The organism is Mycobacterium sp. TH-M116 (genome assembly GCF_057473685.1).
Map to the genome: position 1 here is coordinate 1 of NZ_JBYCLC010000144.1, position 17,579 is coordinate 17,579.

Consider the following 17,579-nt stretch of genomic DNA (forward strand, 5'->3'; position numbering starts at 1 on the left):
CGTGCCCTCGGCCGCCTGCGTCGCCGCGCCAGTTCAGGCGTGTCCGCGGCCGTTGCCGCCGCGACGGCGCTGGGCTCAGCCGCCCTGGTGACGGCCGCCGCGCGGATCCTCATCGGCGAACCCGCCGCGCCCCCGGGTGGACCGACCACATAGGGGTGGCTGAACGCGTGGACGGTGGGTGTGGGTGGCGGTGGCGGGGGAGCGGCCCCGGGCGTGGGTGCCGGGGCGGGCATGGCTGCGGGTGCCGGTGCCATCGCCGGGGCTGTGACGGGCGCGGCGACGGTCGGGGTCACGCCGGCCACCGGAGCCGGAGTCGTGGGGACCTGCGCACCCACCGGGGCGGGGGCGACGGCGGCGGGCGCGGCGAGGGCCGGCTGGGCCAGGCCGGCCAGCCCCGCCAGCCCGGCGTATGCCGGGGTCGGCAGCGCCGCGATACCCAGTCCTTCCACCACCTGTGTCAACTGCTGCAGTTGTGGCGCGAAGAAGTTGGCCACTTCGCCTTCCCACCGCGGAACTTCGCTGATCAGAAGAGGATCGGTCTCCAGGCGGGTGATCGCCGCGGACGGGTTGGACGGGAACCCCGACAGGTCTTGCCCGATCGCGTTGGCCACCTCTTGGGCCCGGGTCGTCCACCAGTTCAACTGGTTGGGCCGTGGTCCGCTGTCCTCGGCCGGGCGCGAGTCGCTCGCGGTGCTTTTCTGTATCTGGGGCGCCGGCACGACCTGCGGGGTCGACGCCACCGCGGCACCGGACACCGCGTGGTAGGTCGTCATGGTGGCGGCGGCCTGGACCCACATCCGTGCATAGTCGGCTTCGTTGAGCGAGATCGGAATCGCATTGATACCGAAGAAATTGGTCGCCGCCAAGACCGCGTGGACGGCGTGGTTGGCGGCCAGCTCGGCCATGGTGGGCATGGCTGCCATGGCGGCGGTGTAGGCGGTGGTCGCGGTCTCGTGCTGGTCCGCCGCCGCCGCGCTGTCGGCACTTGCCTGTATCAGCCACGCCAGGTACGGCACGTGGGCGGCGACGTAGGACTCCGCGCTGGGGCCCTGCCAGGCCCCGGCTTGCACGGCCGCCAGCGCAGCGCTGAGTTCCTCGGCCGCCGAGGCGTATGCGGCGCTGAGCGAGTTCCACGCCGCAGCTGCCGCGATCAACGACACCGGCCCCGGGCCGCTGCTCAGCAGCATCGAATGTACTTCCGGCGGGGAGGCCATCCAGATCGGCGTGACCGTCACCAGGCCGATGTTGCCCCCATGCTCAAGGATCCGCAATAACGACTTTTATCGTGGGATCTATCCGTATTTGCGGGAGCAGTTTCGGACTGGATCCAGCGGCTGCGGATTGCTGCCCCGGATCAGTCGTCGGGTTGGCGGACGAGGAATCCGGTCACGATCAACGTCCGCACGAGCTCCGTTTGCTGTGCCGGGGTGAGTCCGGGCAGGTCGCGGACCCGGAACGGCCCGGTGCTGTGGGCCAGGTACCGCAGGGCGGCTTCATGGTCGGTGCCGACGCTGATCAGCAGTTGGGCGAACTGCAGCGCGACGCCGCCGGTCCCGGTGACCACCCGTGAGTAGAGCGGTTGGTGCTTGGCCACGAGCGTGTTTCGGTCGATTCCGACGGCGGTCGCGCCCTGTCCGACCGGTGGGCACCGCCCGCGCCGGACGAGAACGTCCTCCATGGCGCCGAGTCCTTCGGGGATGATGTCCGGGCCCTCGAGGATGTCGCGAACGAGGGAACCCAGGCTCGCGCGCACGTCGCCGTCGTCGAGATGCCGCGGCGGGAGCCGGTCGTGGATGCGGTCGTCACGAAAGCTGAGCATGTGCAACGCATGGGTGATGAGCGTGAGCACGGTCGGCGCGTGGATTCCAACGGTCACATGGACGGAGGTCTGCGAGCCCGCCTCTGCCGCATGGATCTGTCCGCGCGGAAGGTACAGGGTGTCCCCGGCTTCCATGCGCAGGTCGGTCGGCGCCGGGAGGTCGGCCCCGGTGACGACCTTGCGCCGCTGCATCTCGTGCGGCGGCACCGTCGCGTCGCCGTAGAGATGCCAGACCTTGGACCCCTGGACCTGCAGGATCAACACGTCGTGGTGGTCGTAATGCGGAACGAATCCCTGCGATTCGGGTGGCGTGACGTAGCCGTTGACCTGTGTCGGGAAGTTCAGCTGCACCTCGATGGCGTGGGCCAGCGACCCGATCGTGCGCACGTACCGTTCGAGGTTGTCCACCACGATCGTGTAGCCGGCGGCGTGGCCGTCACGGACGCCGGCGGGGTTTAGGCTGCCGTCGGCGCGCCGGTAGGTGCCGGGGTCCCGGTCCTGCTCGCCCTTGACCAGGCGCAGCACCGACGGCTCCTCCCTCAGGTGTTCGAGGAGTCCGTCGACGAGCGAGGGTCCGGGCAGCAGGCCGTCGAAGTAAGCCGGGCATTCCCGCTTGACGTGGTAGCGCTCGGCTCCCCAGATGTCGTCGAGGAAGGTCTGCACGGGCAGTGGAGAAAGCAACCAGGCTAGCGACGGTTCGACGGTAAACCCTCCGCGAAACTCCGTGACGATGTCGGGCGACGTTGTTTGCATCGTAGTGGACCGGTGACCGTGCTTTCGGTTTCCGTGAAATGTCGGCAGGCCTCGCCTGTGTCACATGCATGTTCGAATTTTGATATGCATTTCGGCTGGCGCTGCTGCGGTCGCGCAGGCCTTGGGTCACGCGGGGCGGACTTGCCGCCGCGATTGGCCATGTGGTGGAACGGGTTGACCGCGACCCGGTGCGTCGGGCCGCCAAGGCCGGGGGATCGCCGAGCCGACGACACCGCGGACGCGTCGGGCATCGTCTGTCGGGAGGGCAGCCTGTTCGCCACGGACGGGCAGGTCTTGGAAAGTTGCCTCGCCGAATTGGCGGCCACTATTTGCCAGGCCGGCCAGTGCACCCGCGAACGCCGGGTTCGTGCGGCGCCGGGATCTGGCGTGCCGGGCGCCCGGTTGTGACCGGTCGGCGGTGCAGTGCGATATCGACCGCACCGTTCCTTGCTGCGACACCGGGATGACCCACACGTCGAAGGTTAGATGCTGCTAATATACCCCCATGGCGAAGATGAAATCCGCTGGTCAGCGGGCTGGGGTGCGGTCGGCGGCGATTTACGCGCGTATCTCGGCTGATGTGGAGGGCACCGGGTTGGGGGTGGCGCGGCAGTTGGAGGATTGCCGCAAGCTGTCTGCTGACCGCGGTTGGCCGGTTGGCGATGAGTATGTGGATAACGATGTGTCGGCGTTCTCGGGCAAGCCGCGTCGGCAGTATGCGCGGATGCTGGCCGATCTGGCATCAGGGGCGCGGGATGCGGTGATCGTCTACAACTTGGACCGGTTGCATCGCCGACCGGTGGAGTTGGAAGAGTTTGTCGCTTTGTGTGAGTCGGTGGGTGTGCGAGACGTGGCTACCGTGACCGCCGATATTGACCTGGGTAACGATGACGGGTTGTTCATGGCCCGGATTTTCGCCGCGTTCGCCGCCAAGGAGTCCGGGCGCAAGTCCGCACGTATTCGCCGCAAGATGTTGCAGAACGCCGAACAGGGACTACCGCACGGCTCGGTGCGTCCGTTCGGCTACGAGGACGACAAGATCACGCTGCGGACGTCGGAGGCGGCGGTGGTGCGTGAGATGGTGGACCGCTACTTGGCGGGCCAGTCGTTGTTGTCGTTGACGGTGTGGCTCAACGACTCCGGCGTTTCCCCGGCGGTGGCCAAGTCGTGGCAGACCTCGGCGGTGCGCCAGATCCTGTGCTCGGGCCGTATCGCCGGGCTGCGGGAGCATCGTGGTGAGGTGATCGGCCCCGCGAAATGGCCGGCGATCATCACCCCGGCGGAGCGGGACCGGATCTTGGCGCGTATCGCGGCGCGGTCGGTGACCAAGACGCGGGCGGCGCGCACGTATGTGTTGTCGGGGATGCTGCGGTGTGGGCGTTGCGGTAATCGGCTGTATTCGCAAGCCCGGCACAGTAATCCCGATCATCGGGTGCGCCGCTATGTTTGTCTGAAAGGACCCGATCATGGCGGCTGTGGTCGGCTGACGGTGGTCGCCGAACCGGTTGAGGCGTTGTTGACTGATGCGGTGTTGACCCGCCTGGATTCTCGGGATCTGGCGAAGGTGTTGGCCGGCAAAGCCAGCCCTAATCATGATGTGGCGGCGTTGGCGGCGGCCGTGGAGGCCGATCAAACGCGCCTCGATGAGCTGGCCGGGTTGTATGCCGACGGCGCGATCAGCGCGCGGGAGTGGATCGCGGCCCGCGACCCGATCACCAGCCGCATCCAGCAGGCCAGGCGTGACATCGCTGAGGCCACCGATACCAGTGAGGTTTATGAGTTGGCGGGCACCGGCGGGGCATTGCGCCAAGGGTGGCCCGACCTCGACGTGGAACGTCAGCGGAGCATCGTTAAATCGATCTTGGATCACGCGGTGATCGCACCGGGCACCCCGGGTTCGCGCAGTCTGGACATTAACCGCGTGCAACCCTGTTGGCGTATCTAGGTTTTCGGCGTCGTGGATGATCCCTGGCGAGTGCCGAGTGTGTCTCTGGGTTGGTGGGCGGTCAAGGCCAAAGCCGCGCGCGCTCGAAGCCAGCTTCGAGCCTGGACAGCCCGCCAGCCCAGACGTCAGGAATGCTCTTATCGCCGGGAAGGGTTGTTTTGAAACGGCTTTCGTCGTCTATCCGGTTGGCCGGTGACGGTACGGTGCCATTGCGTGCTTAGCGCAGGAGGGTTGCGATGGCGGCCAGGGTGGTGGGGTCGGTGACGGTGACCGCCAAGTTCTGGCGTTCACATGAGGCGGTCAGCCAGGCTATGAACTCCGGGCGCTCGTGCAGCGGGACCGCGCCGGCATCGTGGTTGTTGGCGGCGCCGCCCGCGGGCGTCGTGGCCATCACCCTGCCCCGCGTGGTGGCGGCGGGATGCGGGTGGAGACAGTCCGGGATTCGGTGATACCGGTGATGCGGGCGCTGATGTGGCGCAGGGCTGCGGAGATGACCAGGACGCGGTCACCGGCGCTGGTGTGTCCGGCGCGGTCGAACTCCCACAGCATCTCATCGGTGTCGATCGGTTGCTGCTGCCTGCCTGTGCTCGCCGTCACGTCGTCAGCGAAATGGGCGGATTGCGTATCGTCCTGTCGCCCTGAATGTTTGGCTATCTGGTTACGGGTCCAGGTGGCGCGGGCGGCGCGCAGGGCACCCATGGTGGTCGAATAGCGCCGCGATTTGGTGGTGATGTGGCCGCGGTAGCCCAGGGTGTGCAGCCAGCGCCCGATCCCCGCCAACGACGGGCCTGCGGAGGCTGGGTGTTCGGCGAGTCCGGCGATGGTGGACAGGATGGCCCGCACATGTTCAGTAACGTCGAGTTCGCCGATCGCTTCTGCGGACAGCCGGCGCGCGGTGATGCCGAAGTCGTGCAGGGATTTGGTGACGTATTTCGCCAGATATGCCGCAACCCTGCGCGGCGACAACCGCGATGTCGTCATGCGCGCGGTGTCGTCGACTTCGGAATCGCTTGCGGTTATTGGTTCGGGTGTCAATGGTTGGGTATCAATTTGGGTGCCGAACCGCACCGTGCGCACCCCGCCCGGGTTGGGGTAATCGTCGTCGCCGGCGGGCACGTCGATACTGACGCGACTGGCGGCGTGTTGGATCAAGGCGGCCAGCTCGGCGGCGGTGATCGGTGACGACCAGCCGGGATGCTGCTCGGCTACCGGACGAGACACCCCACCACCCCGCGGGGCGGCGGGGCCGTGACGATCGTGGTCACCTGATTTCGTGGTGTCGTTGGTGGCGGGTGGCGGGTCGAGGCGGATCAGGGCATGGATGTGGGGTATGGCGCGGGCTTGCAATTCAACGACTTTGACAAAGCTGACCCGCACCGAGCCGGGCTTGACGCCAACTGTTTTCAGGTGCGTCGCCACGGCGCGCCGTAGTGCGATGGTGAACCGCCGCCACAGTTCGGGCAGATGCCAGGTGAACAAGACATGTCCCAGATAGTCGTAGCAGTCCGCGCACAATGGTTGGCCCACCACAGGGTCATCGACACTGTGGATTATGGTGCAGCGCAGGCAGTTTCCGTGCCGGCAGCGGCCCGCCGACCTGTTGGGTATGGCGTGACACGGGGTTCCGGTGGCGTTATGCACGGCCCCGTAGCTGGGGGCGGTCAAGGTGGTGAACACTTGCGGACGGTTGGCGACCTCGACGGGTATGTCGTGGTGGCCGCCGGCGGCTCCGGCGTGCACGAGTTGCCAGGTGTCACGGGCGTAGAGGTCTGAGCATGACGGGCACACCGACGCGCGGCGGTTGTTGCAGCGCGTCCACACCGTGTGCTGACGCCCGGCGGTGTCGGCACCGAGCAGCTGGATCGGGTGGGCGCAGTAACCGACCGATTCCACTCGCCGCCACCACGACCCGAAACCGGGTGAGGAGGCGCGCCGGCACATCTGGGTGACCACCGCATCGGCATCGATGGTGGCCGGCAGGCCCGGCAGCACGATCACCGGGCTCTGCGTCGTTACGGTCTTCACCGATTTCCCTGTTCGCCTGAACGCGGTGCCCGAAAGGTGCGGGCCAACAAGGTGATATCGCGATCGGTGACGTGAAAGGCCCGGACCCGTATCGGGTCGGCGGTGCCATCGATCATCACGTACCCGACACCGGGCGTGGCATCAGCGATCAGGTCGCATTCGGCGCCGGCATCGCGGGCTCCTTGACCCAAGACCATCGCGGTCTGGGTGGCTTCGGTCATGCGCAGCCCGATCCGCACGGTGAACAACTGCCGCACCGGCAGGGTGTCTTTGGCCGGGTCTTGCACCGCGGCCACCACCGATATCCCGACCGCGCGGCCTTGGGAGAGCAACAGGCCCAACAGTTGCTCGGTTTCGGTGCGCAATTTGCGGTCGCTGACATAGGCGGTCAGCGCGGCGATCTCGTCGATGATCACCACGATCAACGGCTCGGTGGTGCTGGGGGCGTGCAGGCGGGTGTGTCCGCGCAGCCGGTTGGCCCGCGCCTGCATCAACCCCACCAGCCCGCGCAGCAGTTCAACGGTGGGCTGGCCGGTGTGGTGGCAAAACACCGAAAACATCGGGGCGCCCGCACCCAGCTCCATGCCGCCTTTGGGGTCGATCACCCACAACCGCACCCGCCCTGTCGCGACCTGTGGTGCCAGTCCGGCGATCAGCGACCACAACACCGAGCCCTTCCCGGCTCCGGTGGCACCGGCGATCAAAATGTGCTGGCCCACAACGGGTAGCTGCCACCAGGTCCGCATCTCGGTGATCCCGACCCGCACCGCGGTCAAGTCGACCAAGGTTGCCCGCGTCGGCATGGGCAGGGCAATGGGTTGGGCCAGCACGTCACCGCGACTGATGATGATCCGCAGCTCACCGGGGGTGGTGGCGCGGATCATGAGCCGATTGGCGCGCCACGCCGCCGCCAGCGCGTCGCCGCACTTGTGCCAATCACGGATCGATTGGCCGGCCACCAGCCGCACGATGAGCACGTCGGCGTGGTCTCCGATCTGCACCGACCGCACCGCGGGTATCAGGGTGCGCTCACCCAGCCGGGCGGTCAAACCGTGCAGCGCGCACACCGAGTCCCAGGTGCGGTGATACCGCCACCACGACAGCCAGCGCTGGCGCACCGGCGCGGTTACCCACGCGGTGAACGAGGACGGCTCCAGCGCTGCCCAGCCGATATAGGCCGCAGCAGCTAGGGCGGCGGTCAGCGCACCTGCGCGGGGGCCGTGGCCGATGGCGACCCAGATCGAGACGATGACGGGGATACTGAGGACCGGGAACAGGATTGCCCACCACAGCAGCTGCCCGGCGGCTTTGACCAATCCCCAGATCAACTCACCGATCCAGTCATCATCAGATGACTGATTAGTGTTGCGGTTGTAGCGGTTTGAGGTGTTCGACATGATGGCACGCTTTCCATTGCGACGGGTTGTGGTGTTGCCGGGGCGGCCGGCCCGACAGCCACACCGCGCTCATGCGGGTGCTGCCGGGCCAGCCCTTCGGTTACCGGGCCTGCTGGCCCGCCTTCGCGGCCGCTGCCGGGTCGGCGGCGGTGATGGCCTCGGCGCGATACGCGATGCCCGAGCGGCCGTCTTGGGACCACGGCAACGCCACCAGATCCGACACCGCAACAGGTTGGCCGACAGTAACTTTCGGCTCGCCAACCACGGTGACTGCCAGCACCTCGCCGCCGGTGGCGTCCAGGGCGATCAGCTGGACCTGCCACAACGCCTGCCCGGTCGCCTTGTCGATGCGTGGTGCGCCGGTGTCGAAATTGGTGCGCTGCTCGGGAATCCGGGTGCACAGAAACGTCACGCCGGTGGTCTCGATTCGCAACTTCATGATGATGTGTCCTGTCTTCTCTGGTGAGCGGCCCAACGGTGTTGTTGGACGCGCCACCCAGTGCAGCCCGACACCAGCCAAGGTCGAGAACGGAGGACCAAAACACACAGCGCGGCTGTGCAAAACTGTGCGGTGCCTCGCACCGTCGCGCGTGGATTCACGGGTTGCCGCCGCCCCCGCCGGTGCCCGCTCTTGTCGTCAACGCCGCCAACGAGGCAGCCCGGTAGGGTGTGCTGCAACCGCGCACACGAGAACGACAACAACGCGCCACAGCCGTGTCGCACGTTGGGAGTGACATTGTTCGCACTGCTGGTCAGGTTCACTATTCGCGCGGGACACGAGGACGCCTTCGACGCACTCGTCGCGCACACATTGGCCGCGATCACTACCGAGGAACCCGACACGATCGTGTATGCCAGCCACACCCAGGCCGACGAGCCCAGCGTGCGGGTGTTCTACGAGTGCTACCGAAGCCACGACGCGTTCCAAGCACACGAAGCCGCGCCGCACACCCGCCGGTTCCTGGCCGAGCGGACCCAGCATCTGGCCGGCCCGCCCGAGGTGTGGACACTTACCCCCGTTGCCGGTGCGATCAACGGAAGGCCCCTTCGAGGCGACGGTGCCCCGCGCTGACCCCACACCCGGCGACCTGGTTCGTACCTACCGAGAAGAAAAGAACTGGTCACGGGAGCGCCTGGCCGGCCAGATGCACAAATCGGTCAGCTGGATCGCCCAGATCGAACGCGGCGAACTGCCGCTGGTCGACATCACGGTTTTGGGGCGACTCGCCGCGCTGCTGGGCGCCCCGCTGCAAGAGTTCATCGAAGCCGCCCTGGGACCCGACGCCGAGACCGCCCGCAACCGGCCCTACGTGGAGCGGCTTCGTCTGGCCATCGCCGGACACCCCGCCCCCGACAGCATCATCACACCGGTAGCCGACGGTCCACCCTGCGATGTGGAATCACTGCGACAACGCACCGGCCACATCTGGGAGCGCATCCACGCCAGCGCCTACCGCGACATGGGACCAGCCATCGCCGCCCTGATCGGCGAGCTGGAAAACGCTAGCCGCACCGCCGCGAAAACCCAACGTCCCGAACTGTTTCCGCTTCTTGCCCAGACCTATCAAGCCGCCGCGGCGATGCTGGTCAAAGTCGGTGACCGCGGTGCGGGATGGGTCGCCGCCGACCGGGCCATCGCCGCCGCCGAACGCACCCACGACCCCGCCCTGATCCTGGCCGGTCAACTACGCATGGCCCGCACCCTGCTCGACTCCAGCGAACAAGCACTGGCCCGCCACGTCTTAACCCAAGCAACCCAACGACACGAATCCATCATCGCCGGCGGCGATCACGCCCTGATCTCACTCGTGGGCTCCAGCGCGCTGCTGTTGGCGATTCTGCACGCCCGCGACGCCAACACCGCGGACGCCGAACAATGTCTGACGGTGGCACGCCGGCTCGCCGCCGTCCTGAGCGCCGACCGCAACCACCACGACACCGAATTCGGACCCACCAACGTGGCCATGCACGCCGTCGGTGTCGCAGTCGAACTCGGCAACGGACAACAAGCCCTCGACCGCGCCGCCCATGTCCGCCACCCCGAGCAGCTCTCACCCGAACGGCAAGCCCGGTACCTGGTCGACCTCGCCCGCGCCCACCTGCTCACCCGCTCCGGGCGCGGCGCACTGCTGGCCCTGATCAAAGCCGAACAGATCGCTGCCGAAGAACTCGCCGAATCACCGCGCGTCGCCGAACTCATCGACGACATCGAAGCCCTGCACCGACGCCCGCGCCTGTCCGGCCTGCGTGAACTCCGCCAACGCCTCTACGGGTAAACGCCCACTCCCGCGATCCCCGCGACACGGCCGCTGCCGGCCCGCCGCCTCGGCCACCGCAGCACCGTTCCCACAGCTCACCACCCACCTGAGCAGATCCGCCCTGGCGGGTGGCTACCTCCGGGCTCCGCTGCGCTCCCTCTGCTTCCGTCCGCTGGCGCTTCCGTCCGCGCCGGTCGCTGCACTGCGCCCTGCGTCCGCCACCCGCCACCGAGACCAGCCCACCGGTGAGCCGTGAGAGAACTTCCGCCGGCCGGCCGGACATCGGGCAGCGACGATCGTGCGCATGGCGCTCCCAGGCGCAGCCGTCGAGTCGCCCTCGCTGGCGCAGATCAGATCACGACCGACTCCTGAAACAATGATGTCTGACATCGGCGGTGAGGACTTTCTTCACTGCTATCAGGCGCGGTTTCGTCCTTCAAATTCCGAGGAAACCCCTGACGCCGCAGCGTCTCGCCTGCTACGTTCAGGAGCTATGACTACGCCGAACTACCCGCAGCTCGCAACAACTTTCCAGCAACTTACTGACAAGGCTCAGTCTCTGGTGCAACAGTTCCAGAAACAGGGCACTGCAGGTAGCCCTCAACTGGTGAGCATCACCACTCCCGGCTCCTACACCGTCCAGATCCCGTCCGGTGCGACTTCGGTCGACATGATCGCGCGTGGCGGTGGTGGTGGCGGCGGCGGATACGACGACGAGTCCGGCGTCGCGGGCGGGACGGACGGCGGCGAAACGACCGCATCGGTGAACGGTGGAGGTGTCTCGATATATGCCACCGGCGGCACCGGAGGCGGCGAAGGCGATGGAGGCACTGCGGGCTACGGTGGTGACTCGCCGAGCGTCATCTTCAATGGGCAAAGTTACACGGGCGGTATCGGCGGTGCCGCAGGTGACAACAGCGCTGGGGGCAACGGTGCGTCGCCGGGCGGGGGCGGCGGCGGTGGCGCTGGCGGCACATCTGGCACCGAGGGCGGGGGCGGCGGTGGCGGTGGCGGGGTCGAGCGATACACCCAGACCATCAGCTCCGGGATGACCGAGATCGCAGTAACCGTCGGAGCCGGAGGTATTGGTGGTGCCTCAAGCACTAACGCACCGGGCGGCAACGGTGGTGACGGCGCCGTATACCTCTACTTCCATACCTGACCACCGCATGCTTGCGATTGACCGCGCCGCGCCCCCAGTCCTGTTTCTTAGGTCGCGGAATCAGCATGGCCGCCGCTGCCGTGCCGCGATGATTGGGATGGGTTTCGCCCCATGCTGACACCCCTGATGACGTGACTGAACGAGTGACCAACGACCCGGTAGCGGGGGAGGCTGTCGATGATGCGGGCGGGATATCGCTGGTGGGCCGGAGTGTGCGTGTCCGTGCTGCTGCTTGCCGTCGTGTGTGCCCCCGCCGCCTCTGCGGCGCTCCCGCTGGGCGGCGGAGCGGGCATCATCGTCGACGGCACGTACTGCACGCTGAACACGATCGGCCACGACAAAACCGGAGACCTGGTTGGGTTCACCGCCGCGAGCTGCGGCGGACCTGACTCCCCAGTGGTTGCCGAGGGTTCGGAAAACCTCGGTCCCGTAGGCACCGTGGTGGCCCTTGCCAACGACCCTGGTCTGAAGTACTCCGTGATCAAATTCGACCCCGCCAAAATCACCCCGATTGCTAACTTCGCCGGATTCGTCATCAACGGCATCGACACCAGCCCTTTCGAGCGGGGCCAGCCAGTGTGCCGACTCGGGGCCGCCACCGGTGACTTCTGCGGCCGCATCGGCTCCCTTCCATTCCGGAACCGGCGAATGTCCATGGGCGGGGGCGCCTATCAGCCAGGCGATGACGGCGGCCCGGCCACGTCCGATGGCCTGCTTCTCGGCCTGATCACCGGTGGCATGTTCATCCCGCCCGACCTGCAGGGAGCGCCGCCGCATCAATTCATAGAGATGACGACGTTCAGCGCCATCCTTGATGATGTCAACAGCACTGGTGGCCCCGGCGCGGGATACATCCCGGTTCCTGCCTAATGCTGGCAGTCCAAGGCCGGCGTGCGTTGGCCATTATATCGAGGCTGAGTCAACTTTGGACGGCTTGTTCAGGGACTGGAGTCGCTGTACTACGAGGAGGAATGTCGATCCTTGTCGATCGGGAATTGTCAGGCGACCTCTGTTCCGGTGATTTGCGAGTTCGGCGGCCGGTCTGATGTCGGTCGATCATTCCAGCGGTTTGCCATCGTTGAAGGTGGCAGCAGCTGGGACAGGACGATCAAGCTCGCCTGCGTTGACCTTGCCCTGGCGGGGCTGTTGCTGACCCGGGCCGCGCGATCGGGTGCGATTCACCATCAGGCGCGGGCGGCGAGCGCGGTGAATGCGCTGCTGGGAAGGTCCCGGGCGGGTGCGCAGCTGGTGGTCGCGACGATGGATCAGGATTTGGAAGCGATCCAGCGCCAGTTGGATCAGACGACGGCGCAGAATCGGTTGTTGGCGGTGCGGTTACGTGCGTTGGCTGCGGTCTATCGGGGCGGCCCGTCGGACCGCCCCGCCCAACACCCCCGAACGACACCCGATCCCGGCTCGTCACACCCACGACCAAACATCACAACAGCCACACCCGGCCACACGCGTCGCGCCACACTGACGACCCAAGGATCAAGCAGTCAACTTTCGCTACGTGGCAGTGGTTTCGGGGGTTGAATGAAGCTGAGTTGGTGGTAATGTCGAGAACGTGACAGAAGATCAGTTCCTGATAGCGCTCTATGGAATTGTCACCGAGGCTGCCAATGCATTCGCCGGGTTTTTGACGGGCCATCTTATCCTTGATGATCTCGATGACCTCTTGGAAGCGTTGTCGTTGCTTTTTCTTGCCGCCGATATCGCACTGCACTGGGTTCAAGTAGGCGTTTGCCTTGCCGCGGATTTCGCCCCCTAATGAATTGACGTAATCTATCAAACAGTCACTATTGGTGGCTTTCGCCTGAATCTACTGACGTTTCTGTAGGTTCGTTGACTCGCGAATATCAAAATATGGAGAATACTCCACACCGACTACCGGCGCCCGCTGTCAACATTCCAGACCGCGTTCACCGCAATCCGCGGCCTCATATTCTTCACCCAGGGTTTTGAATAAGCCTCCTTGTTAATATCCCTAGAAGCCCAAGACGCTGGCCAAACTATGCATGAACGGCACACGGAACTATCCGCTGTCGGCCGCGAAATGCCACCCCGCCGCATCTACGGTAAAGCATCGACAATGATTTCCGCAGCACATCCAGAAATTTCGACGATATCGTCAACTATAGAAGGAGTTGACGTTGAAACCTCCGTAATAAGGTCTGCTGCTGAGAAAATAAGAGATGGGTCTGTGATGACATGCTCAATGAATATGCCGAACGCGGCGACGAGATTGTTGAGCGCATCCGTCATCTGCTGCTGAGCTTCAGCAACGGCCCCGGGATTTTGCAGATTGCTCATTTCGTTAACCTCGCAAAGCTATGGTCGTGGGACGTAACTTTCGCGGTGCCTCGTCCCTGGGATTAAGCGGGTGTGGAAGCGGAAGCAAGCAGCGCCGTTGCCACCCGTTGTCGCCCGCGGTTCCACTGCTGCTGGACGCCACCGCCCGGCCCGCCCTGCGCCATCCAGCACCACGTCAACGATAGTTGCACCGGACGGATTGGTGACGATGTAGACAGTATACCAGCTAGGAGTAGTGGTGGTGCTGACCAGTTGAGGGTTACGACCGATACCCTGTTTTCCGAACTGCTGGACCAGAGCTTGCGACTTGTCCGCAGGCAACTGCAAAACCGCTGCGGGCTGCGGGTAAATCGGTGCCATCATAGTTCGCTGACGCTAGCAGACCGCACCTCGGCATGGGCCGGATTTCACAGACAGATGTGACCCAAGATGTCACAGAAATTTGGCAGGAGATCACCAGTCCGCTCCCACGATGTCGACGGCGAAATTGCTTCAACCCGAAACAATTTCGCTATGGCATCACACGATGTCACGTGATAGCGTCGGTCGCCCGCGTCTTATCAGTAACGAAGCGCGCTGAATTGGGCGTTTGGGCTGGTTCTACTGTCGGCGCCATGTGTAAGACGCGGCGGTAAGGCTGGTTTCGTGGTGTAGCCACGTGTCTGCGTGAGGCGCGCGCGCCAGCCCCGAAGTCGCGCCGAGCAACAAGGGCGGGGGCTCCAGCTGGCTAGCGTGCGCCGGCGCGTCACGTCACCGGGGCTGGTAGCTTTGTGCCCGGTGTGGGTGAGGGTCTGATGGCTGAGTGGTGGTGTCGATGACGTCGGTGGCCGTGGTGCCGGAAGCCCTGGTAGCGGCGGTGTCTGATCTGGCCGGTATCGGTTCGGCGGTGAACAGTGCCCGCGCGGCCGCCTCACCGGCCACCACGGCGATCGCGGCCGCGGGCGCCGATGAGGTGTCGGCCGCGATCTCGGCGGTGTTTTCTGAGTTCGCGCGCGATTATCAGGCCGCGGGTGCGGCTGCGGCGGTGTTTCACCAGCGGTTCATGGACACCCTGAATTCCGGTGCGGGCGCCTACGCGGCGGCCGAGGCCGCCAGCGCCAGCCGCCTGCAGGCCCTGCACACCGTTGAGTGTGACGTGTCGGGGGCGATCAACGCGCCGTTCCTGCGGTTCACCGGGCGCCCGCTGTTCGGCAACGGCGCCAACGGCACCACCGTTGATGGTGTGGGCACCGCCGGTGGGGCCGGGGGGTGGCTGTTCGGCGACGGCGGGCATGGCGGGGCCAGCACCGCTCCGGGAGCCACCGGCGGGGCCGGCGGGGCCGGGGGGTGGCTGTTCGGCGACGGGGGAATCGGCGGGGCCGGAGGGCCGGCCACAGGAGCCGGAAACGGGGGAGCCGGCGGGGCCGGTGGGGCCGGTGGGGTCTCGGGATTGCTGTTCGGTATCGGCGGCACCGGCGGGACCGGTGGGACCGCCACCACCGGTGCCGGCGGTACCGGCGGGGCCGGCGGGGCCGGGGGTCTTCTCCTGTCGTGGGGCGGCACCGGCGGGACCGGTGGGACCGCCACCACCGGCACCGGCGGGACCGGTGGCGCGGGCGGCAGCGACGCCGGCCTGTTTCTTGGTTTCGGTGGGCACGGCGGCGCCGGTGGCGCGGCCAGCGGGGCCTCCGGTGTCGGCGGGCACGGTGGCGCCGGCGGCCTCGGCGCGGGCCGCAGCCTAATCGGGATCGACTACGCGGTGGGCGGCGCCGGCGGCGCCGGTGGTGCCGCCACCGGGACGGGTGGCACCGGCGGCGCGGGTGGCGCCGGTGGTTACGGCGCTGGCGTCTCCTTCGTCGGGTTCGACGTCGCGCACGGCGGCGCTGGCGGTGCCGGTGGCGCTGCCACCCATGTGGACGGCACCGGCGGCGTGGGTGGTACTGGCGGTGGTGCCGCCGGCTTGGCGCTTGCCGGGTTCGACGTCACCCACGGCGGGGCCGGTGGGGCCGGCGGGGCCGCCGCTCTGCACGGTGGCGCCGGTGGCACCGGCGGCATGGATGTCAGCCTCGCCCTGTTCGGCGGCAGCCTCGATCACGGCGGGGCCGGCGGGGCCGGCGGGGCCGCCACCGGCGCCAGCGGTCACGGCGGTGCCGGAGGTGACGGCGGTGTGGGCGCCACGTTGGTGGGCATCGCCAGCGGTGGGGGCGGCGGGGCCGGCGGCGCCGCTACCGGCGCCAGCGGGCACGGCGGTGCTGGCGGTGACGGCGGCCTGGGCGCCGCATTGGTAGGCGCTGGTCTCGGCGGTGGCGGCGGGCACGGCGGCAACACCACCCTCGGCCACGGCGGCCACGGCGGTGACGGCGGTGACGGCCTCGGATTGTTCGGATTCGGCGGCAACGGTGGTGACGCCGGGAGCGGCGCCTACCCCGCCCACGGCGGCGACGGCGGCAACGCCGGGGCAAGTATGAACGGCAAGTTCACCCCGGCGCTCTACGGCGACGGCGGCAACGGCGGTGACGGTGCCAGCGGCGGCAACGGAGGTCCCGGCGGCACCGCCGGCTTTTTCGGCGGCACCCCAGGGACCGACGGAACGCCGTAGCGCCGCCAGCAGGTCCCGGCACCGGTGACCGGCCGCGGGGGCGGATCGCTCAGGACGGGCATCCGGCCGGGGCGGGCACCAGGATCCACGCTCGAAGCCGGCATTTCGGATCATCCCCCTGGGGGAAATGGCGGAAGCCGGGGGGTGCGATCCCCCGGCCGCCCAGGGTGCCGGAAAGGCCGATGTGTGGGGCTGGGACCCCGGCGTTTATCGTCTCATGACCGGCGTGGCTCCTGGTGCGGGTGTGACCTATGGGCTTGGATTCGGGGTAGAAGCCAACGATCTGAACCCAAGGTCACACCCGTATGCCAGAGCCACCCAACCGTGGGGTGGAGGGCACCTGCCAGCCCGCATATCGGCGCTACCATTTCCCGGTGACGTGACGGAATAAGACGGAATAAGGGGTCGCCGGTGAATAAACATGGTCATGCTACGCGGGCCGGGGAAGTTCGCCGCCAAGCCGGGGCGGTCGCCACCGCGGTCAAAACCGATAACGGGCTGTGCTGGCAGGTGCGCCGCGACCGTGATGGGCTGGTGCGGATCACCAAATATCTTGCCCAGACCGGCCATTGGCACCGGCCGTGACGCTGTTTTACCCCGATTGCAGCAACAACAACTGGTCGTCTGTCCAGGACGCGATTAGTTTCCTGGAACAGCTCGTGCCAGAAGGTTTTAGCGGGATGTGCCACAAAGTGTCCGAGGGCAACTATTACGAGGACCCGTACTGGCCGCCGGTGCGGCAATGGTGCCAGCAGCATAACCTGCCCGTCATCGGTTACCACTACGTGACGACCGACGACCCCGCTTCGCAGGTGCGAACCTGGCACGCCAACAACGGCGGAACGCGCGCGATGCTGGACTGGGAGGACAACGGCGGCGACCTGGCTAATCTCACCGCCGTGGTCGACGCGTTCAACGCCGCCGGGATCATCGTGCAGCTGGGCTACTACCCCCAGTGGTACTGGCGGCAGCAGGGCCGCGGCACCCTGTCCGGCCTGGCCGACGCCCTGGTGTCATCCGGGTACCCGGACGGCTCCGGCTACGCCTCAACCATCTACGCCGACTCTGGCGGCAATACCGGCGAAGGATGGGCACCCTACGGAGGTGTTACCCCCGCCGCGTGGCAATTCACCAACAGCGCAAACATCGCCGGACACACCGTCGACTGCAACGCCTACCAAGGAACCGACCTCCGAGTCCTGTTCGACACCACCCCGACCACCCGCACGCCGACACCCGACAGGGCAAAGCTATAGCGCCTGGCCGCCACACCCTCGGGTACAGGCCCCTGTCCCGAGCGCAAGGGGTAGATTCCCGACTTGCGACAAA

16 protein-coding genes are annotated in these 17,579 nt (G+C 66.9%); 9 read left to right on the plus strand and 7 right to left on the minus strand.

The annotated features are described in order from the left end of the window. Both AC2VOK_RS06815 and AC2VOK_RS06820 read right to left on the minus strand, forming a co-directional pair. The coding region (locus tag AC2VOK_RS06815; protein WP_428899796.1) for a PPE family protein at positions 1-1,214 on the minus strand (1,214 nt) is incomplete at its 3' end. A gap of 140 nt (positions 1,215-1,354) precedes the next feature. Beyond that, positions 1,355-2,572: a cupin domain-containing protein gene (locus AC2VOK_RS06820; protein ID WP_428899795.1), complete on the minus strand. Its 1,218-nt coding sequence runs from the start codon at positions 2,570-2,572 to the stop codon at positions 1,355-1,357. Between the two features lie 505 nt (positions 2,573-3,077). Between AC2VOK_RS06820 and AC2VOK_RS06825 the strand changes: the two genes are divergently transcribed. Next, positions 3,078-4,517, plus strand: a complete 1,440-nt coding sequence (locus AC2VOK_RS06825; protein ID WP_369741958.1) for a recombinase family protein — start codon at positions 3,078-3,080, stop codon at positions 4,515-4,517. Positions 4,518-4,734: 217 nt separating this feature from the next. Here the strand turns inward: AC2VOK_RS06825 and AC2VOK_RS06830 are convergent, their stop codons facing one another. From AC2VOK_RS06830 to AC2VOK_RS06845, 4 genes are all read right to left on the minus strand, one after another. Further along, complete coding sequence (locus AC2VOK_RS06830; protein WP_369741957.1) at positions 4,735-4,908, minus strand: hypothetical protein; 174 nt, start codon at positions 4,906-4,908, stop codon at positions 4,735-4,737. Further along, positions 4,908-6,458, minus strand: a complete 1,551-nt coding sequence (locus AC2VOK_RS06835) for a replication initiator (protein ID WP_369742072.1) — start codon at positions 6,456-6,458, stop codon at positions 4,908-4,910. The genes AC2VOK_RS06830 and AC2VOK_RS06835 overlap by 1 nt, the downstream gene beginning before the upstream one ends. Positions 6,459-6,538: 80 nt before the next feature. Next, positions 6,539-7,939: an FtsK/SpoIIIE domain-containing protein gene (locus tag AC2VOK_RS06840; RefSeq protein WP_369741956.1), complete on the minus strand. Its 1,401-nt coding sequence runs from the start codon at positions 7,937-7,939 to the stop codon at positions 6,539-6,541. A gap of 100 nt (positions 7,940-8,039) precedes the next feature. Next, on the minus strand, positions 8,040-8,378 hold the full coding sequence (locus tag AC2VOK_RS06845) for an SCO3933 family regulatory protein (protein WP_369741955.1): 339 nt from the start codon (positions 8,376-8,378) through the stop codon (positions 8,040-8,042). 291 nt (positions 8,379-8,669) lie between these two features. Here AC2VOK_RS06845 and AC2VOK_RS06850 point away from each other — a divergent pair, with 291 nt between their 5' ends. The 6 genes from AC2VOK_RS06850 (at position 8,670) to AC2VOK_RS06875 (ending at position 13,130) form a co-directional block, all read left to right on the plus strand. After that, a complete protein-coding gene (locus AC2VOK_RS06850; RefSeq protein ID WP_369741954.1) occupies positions 8,670-9,011 on the plus strand; it encodes a putative quinol monooxygenase in 342 nt (113 codons plus the stop codon). Further along, positions 8,965-10,215, plus strand: a complete 1,251-nt coding sequence (locus AC2VOK_RS06855) for a helix-turn-helix domain-containing protein (RefSeq protein ID WP_369741953.1) — start codon at positions 8,965-8,967, stop codon at positions 10,213-10,215. The genes AC2VOK_RS06850 and AC2VOK_RS06855 overlap by 47 nt, the downstream gene beginning before the upstream one ends. Positions 10,216-10,804: 589 nt before the next feature. Next, positions 10,805-11,359: a hypothetical protein gene (locus AC2VOK_RS06860; protein ID WP_421529955.1), complete on the plus strand. Its 555-nt coding sequence runs from the start codon at positions 10,805-10,807 to the stop codon at positions 11,357-11,359. Positions 11,360-11,539: 180 nt separating this feature from the next. Beyond that, entirely contained in the window at positions 11,540-12,229 is a 690-nt protein-coding gene (locus AC2VOK_RS06865) for a chymotrypsin family serine protease (RefSeq protein ID WP_369742071.1), read from the plus strand. A gap of 111 nt (positions 12,230-12,340) precedes the next feature. Continuing rightward, positions 12,341-12,895 carry a hypothetical protein gene (locus AC2VOK_RS06870; RefSeq protein WP_369741951.1) on the plus strand — a complete coding sequence of 185 codons (555 nt, stop codon included), beginning with the start codon at positions 12,341-12,343 and terminating at the stop codon, positions 12,893-12,895. 31 nt (positions 12,896-12,926) lie between these two features. After that, the gene (locus AC2VOK_RS06875) at positions 12,927-13,130 is read left to right on the plus strand and encodes a hypothetical protein (protein ID WP_369741950.1); all 204 of its coding nucleotides are present in this window, start codon (positions 12,927-12,929) and stop codon (positions 13,128-13,130) included. Positions 13,131-13,432: 302 nt separating this feature from the next. Here AC2VOK_RS06875 and AC2VOK_RS06880 read toward each other — a convergent pair whose 3' ends face one another. Continuing rightward, positions 13,433-13,672 (minus strand): hypothetical protein, encoded by a 240-nt coding sequence (locus AC2VOK_RS06880; RefSeq protein ID WP_369741949.1) that lies wholly within the window; start codon positions 13,670-13,672, stop codon positions 13,433-13,435. Positions 13,673-14,486: 814 nt separating this feature from the next. Between AC2VOK_RS06880 and AC2VOK_RS06885 the strand changes: the two genes are divergently transcribed. Both AC2VOK_RS06885 and AC2VOK_RS06890 read left to right on the plus strand, forming a co-directional pair. Then, a complete protein-coding gene (locus AC2VOK_RS06885) occupies positions 14,487-16,250 on the plus strand; it encodes a PE family protein (protein ID WP_369741948.1) in 1,764 nt (587 codons plus the stop codon). Between the two features lie 581 nt (positions 16,251-16,831). Beyond that, positions 16,832-17,506: a GH25 family lysozyme gene (locus AC2VOK_RS06890; protein ID WP_369742070.1), complete on the plus strand. Its 675-nt coding sequence runs from the start codon at positions 16,832-16,834 to the stop codon at positions 17,504-17,506. The last annotated feature ends 73 nt before the right edge of the window (positions 17,507-17,579 follow it).

What these genes read in the sequence shown, in the direction of transcription:
- AC2VOK_RS06880 (WP_369741949.1), bottom strand. Translation starts at nt 13,672, where the DNA reads ATGAGCAATCTGCAAAATCCCGGGGCCGTTGCTGAAGCTCAGCAGCAG.
- AC2VOK_RS06840 (WP_369741956.1), bottom strand. Translation starts at nt 7,939, where the DNA reads ATGTCGAACACCTCAAACCGCTACAACCGCAACACTAATCAGTCATCT.
- AC2VOK_RS06820 (WP_428899795.1), bottom strand. Translation starts at nt 2,572, where the DNA reads ATGCAAACAACGTCGCCCGACATCGTCACGGAGTTTCGCGGAGGGTTT.
- AC2VOK_RS06885 (WP_369741948.1), top strand. Translation starts at nt 14,487, where the DNA reads ATGACGTCGGTGGCCGTGGTGCCGGAAGCCCTGGTAGCGGCGGTGTCT.
- AC2VOK_RS06830 (WP_369741957.1), bottom strand. Translation starts at nt 4,908, where the DNA reads ATGGCCACGACGCCCGCGGGCGGCGCCGCCAACAACCACGATGCCGGC.
- AC2VOK_RS06825 (WP_369741958.1), top strand. Translation starts at nt 3,078, where the DNA reads ATGGCGAAGATGAAATCCGCTGGTCAGCGGGCTGGGGTGCGGTCGGCG.
- AC2VOK_RS06865 (WP_369742071.1), top strand. Translation starts at nt 11,540, where the DNA reads ATGCGGGCGGGATATCGCTGGTGGGCCGGAGTGTGCGTGTCCGTGCTG.
- AC2VOK_RS06845 (WP_369741955.1), bottom strand. Translation starts at nt 8,378, where the DNA reads ATGAAGTTGCGAATCGAGACCACCGGCGTGACGTTTCTGTGCACCCGG.
- AC2VOK_RS06835 (WP_369742072.1), bottom strand. Translation starts at nt 6,458, where the DNA reads ATGTGCCGGCGCGCCTCCTCACCCGGTTTCGGGTCGTGGTGGCGGCGA.